The organism is Synechococcus sp. R8-2 (genome assembly GCF_047461715.1).
Lineage (GTDB): Bacteria > Cyanobacteriota > Cyanobacteriia > Thermostichales > Thermostichaceae > Thermostichus.
Map to the genome: position 1 here is coordinate 1 of NZ_JANSHQ010000360.1, position 3,246 is coordinate 3,246.

General features: G+C 58.7%; 2 protein-coding genes. Both read right to left on the reverse strand.

What is annotated here, in order from left to right:
- Window positions 1–176: 176 nt before the first annotated feature.
- Window positions 177–1,550 (reverse strand): nitrate/sulfonate/bicarbonate ABC transporter ATP-binding protein, encoded by a 1,374-nt coding sequence (locus NW819_RS08995; protein WP_414413538.1) that lies wholly within the window; start codon window positions 1,548–1,550, stop codon window positions 177–179.
- A gap of 22 nt (window positions 1,551–1,572) precedes the next feature.
- Window positions 1,573–3,246: ABC transporter permease (locus tag NW819_RS09000; RefSeq protein ID WP_414413539.1), on the reverse strand; the 1,674-nt coding region annotated here is incomplete at its 5' end.

The window sequence follows — 3,246 nt, forward strand, 5'->3', positions numbered from 1 at the left end:
GTAAGTGCTGTCGCAGAACCAGTAACAAGAATCCCCTGCCTAAAAGCGGGGGGGTATGTCAAAATCCCTTGCAAGTTGTCTACATGAGTAATGTGGTAGATTTTGGGACTTCCTGGAATTGGCATAATACCTCTGCCTTACGATGCAACTTTGAGAAAGGCAGAGCAAGATGAGCCTCACTCGGAACGAGAGTCAAGACCAACAGGCTCTCGAGGAGTGGAGCTCTCGCTTGGCTCCGGCAGGTAGAGCCGTTCTTCCGAGGCGTCATACTCAAATAGCTCCGCATAGCGTCCCCAGTCAATGGCGGTGGCAAACTGCCGTTCGGCTTCAGCGTGGGGGAAATGTTCATCCCAGAGGTCCAAAAAGAAATCCGCCCGCATGGAGCGGCTGCCTTTTTCTTCCAGGGTCTGCAAGATGCTGCGGAACACGGGCACCCGTGCCAATAGCTGTTGTCGGAAGAGATCCTTGCTGCGCAGGATGGTGGTGTTGGCAAAGTCCTGGCCAATTTCGGTCAGTTGCACCACCCCGCTGGCCACCTCGGCAAAGCCCAACAGCACCGCCGCATCCAAAATCGGCAGCAGATCGTCCACGGCCAGTTGCAGCCGCTCGGCCAAATCGGCAATCTCCGCCCGCCCTTGCGGCCACTCCACGATCAACTCCAGCAGACCGCTGATCCCGCCTACCCGCGCATGGGGCAGAGGCAAGGCATAGGGGGAAGCCGCCTTATCACCGACCGGAGCAGGCAGGGCCACCTCTCCCGTAATAGCGATTTCGGGGTTGGTCATGATCTCGTAGATGTAGTCCACCAAGGACTTAAAGCGGGGATCCGTGCGCTCGTGGGGCCGCGGCAGGTCAATTCTCACCTCCCCCCGGATCCGCCCTGGGTTGGATCCCAGAATCACCACCCGATCTGCCAAAAACACCGCCTCTTCGATGTTGTGGGTAACGATGAGGATGCTTTGGGAAGGGAAGGCTTGGGCGTTCCACAGCTCATCAATTTCCCCCCGCAGGTTTTCGGCAGTCAGCACATCCAAGGCGCTGAAGGGCTCATCCATAAACAGCACCTTGGGCTCCAAGACAAAGGCGCGGGCAAAGCCCACCCGCTGTTTCATGCCCCCCGAAAGCTCTTTGGGGTAAGCGCTCTCAAACCCATCCAAGCCCACCAGGTCAATGGCCTTCAGGGCCCTTTGCCGGCGGATCTCGCGGGGGATCCCTCGGGCTTGCAGCCCCAGCTCCACATTTTCTTGCACGGTCAGCCAGGGTAGGAGAGCAAAGCTCTGAAACACCATCGCCACATCGGGGTTAGGCCCGCGTAGAGGCTGGCCGTTGCTCAGCACCCGCCCTTGACTGGGGGGGATCAGGCCCGCCATGATGCGCAGAAGGGTGCTTTTGCCGCTGCCGCTACGGCCCAGCAGAGCCAAGACTTCCCCAGCCCGCACCTGCAGGTCAATCTGGCTTAAAACGGTAAACTCCCCCTTGCCCTCTGGCAAAGGAAAGCGCTTGTAGACTTTCTCGACCTCGATCAAAACGGGGGAAGCTGCAGAGCTCATATTGCCTCAGAAATTGAAAAGACTAAAGGTGATACTTTTCTTCCGCCAACTGATACAGCCGTCGCCAGAACAGACGGTTAATGCCCACCACAAACAAGCTCATCATGCCAATGCCCAAGGTAATGCGGGGCCAGTCTCCCACCGCCGTTGCCTCGGCAATGTAGGTGCCCAACCCCGTAGCCGTCAGGGTGGTGGATCCCCAGGCCACAATCTCCGAGACAATGCTGGCGTTCCAAGCGCCGCCGCTGGCCGTGACTCCCCCGGTGACCCAGGCGGAAAAGATCCCTGGAATGATCAGCTTTCGCCAGCGCTGCCATCCTCGTAAGCCCACATCCACAGCCATTTCTCGCAAGTCCGTGGGGATGCTCTGGGCACCGGCAATGGAGTTGAAAAGGATGTACCACTGTGCCCCCAAGGACATGAGCAAAATGCTGCCCCACTCAATGCTGATCTGGGCGCGGATAAAAAACAACGTGGCAAAGGGAAAAAGGAAATTGGCCGGGAAAGCTGCCAGGAATTGCACCACCGGCTGCAGCAGTTTCGCCAGTTTTGGATTAAAGCCAATGGCCACCCCAATGGGAGTCCAGATCACCGTGGCGAACACCAGCAACACGCTAACCCGCAGCAGGGTGAGGATCCCTAGCCCGAAGGTCAGCATCACCTCTCCAAAGCCCACAGTGGTAGCCACAAAATAAACAATCCAAATCCCAATGCCGCCAATAGCTATCCAGGAAAGCTGAGTCAGCAGCCGCTCGCGGCGTCGCTCGGCCTCAGGACTGAGGGGATCCACCCAGTGCGGGCGAGTCAGATAGGACAACAGCCGATCCACCAACTCTGCCAAGGGGGAAAGCCAACTGCCGATCAGCCGCGGGATCCGCGCCGTGGTCAGCAGATCGTACAGCCAGGATTCGGGGGCAGCAGCCCCGCTGCTCTGTTCCAGGCGAAACTTATCCGACCAAGCCACCAAAGGCCGCCAGAAGAGCTGATCCACCAGCAGGATCACCCCGGCCATGGTCAGGAGCGCCCAGCCCAGCTTGGGCAGATCCTCCGCCTGTACGGCCGCTTCCACATAGGATCCCAGGCCCGGCAGCGTGTATTCCTGGTTGAGCACGCTGATGGCTTCGCTGGCTGCCACAAAGAACCACCCTCCGCCAAAGCTCATCATGGCGTTCCAGATGAGGCCCACCATTGCCGCCGGCACTTCCAACTGGGTAAAGCGCTGCCACCCCGACAGGCGATACAAGGTAGCCGCTTCCACCAACTCTTGAGGCAGCGTGCGCAGGGATTGGTAGAAGGAAAAGGTCATGTTCCAGACTTGGCTGGTGAAGATGGCAAAGATAGAAGCCGCCTCCAGCCCCAGCAAGCTGCCGGGAAAAAGGGCAATAAAGCCGGTGACGGTAATGGAGAGAAACCCCAACACCGGCACCGATTGCAAGATATCCAACAGGGGGATCAAAATTCGCTCGGCCCAGCGGCTTTTGGCAGCAATGTAGCCATAGACCAAGGTAAAAAGGGTGGAAAAGGCCAAGGCAATGAACATGCGCAAGGTGGAGCGGGCCGCATAGTAGGGCAGGTTGCGCGGATCCAAGTCGATCCGGGGCACCACCGCCGGAGGCTGAAACCGCTCAAAAGCCCCCACTCCCACCTGCGCCACCAAGGCCAGGAGAACCAACGTGCCCAGAATGATGGCCCCATC

Coding starts and splice junctions, on each gene's coding strand:
- NW819_RS08995 (WP_414413538.1), bottom strand. CDS start 1,550: ATGAGCTCTGCAGCTTCCCCCGTTTTGATCGAGGTCGAGAAAGTCTAC.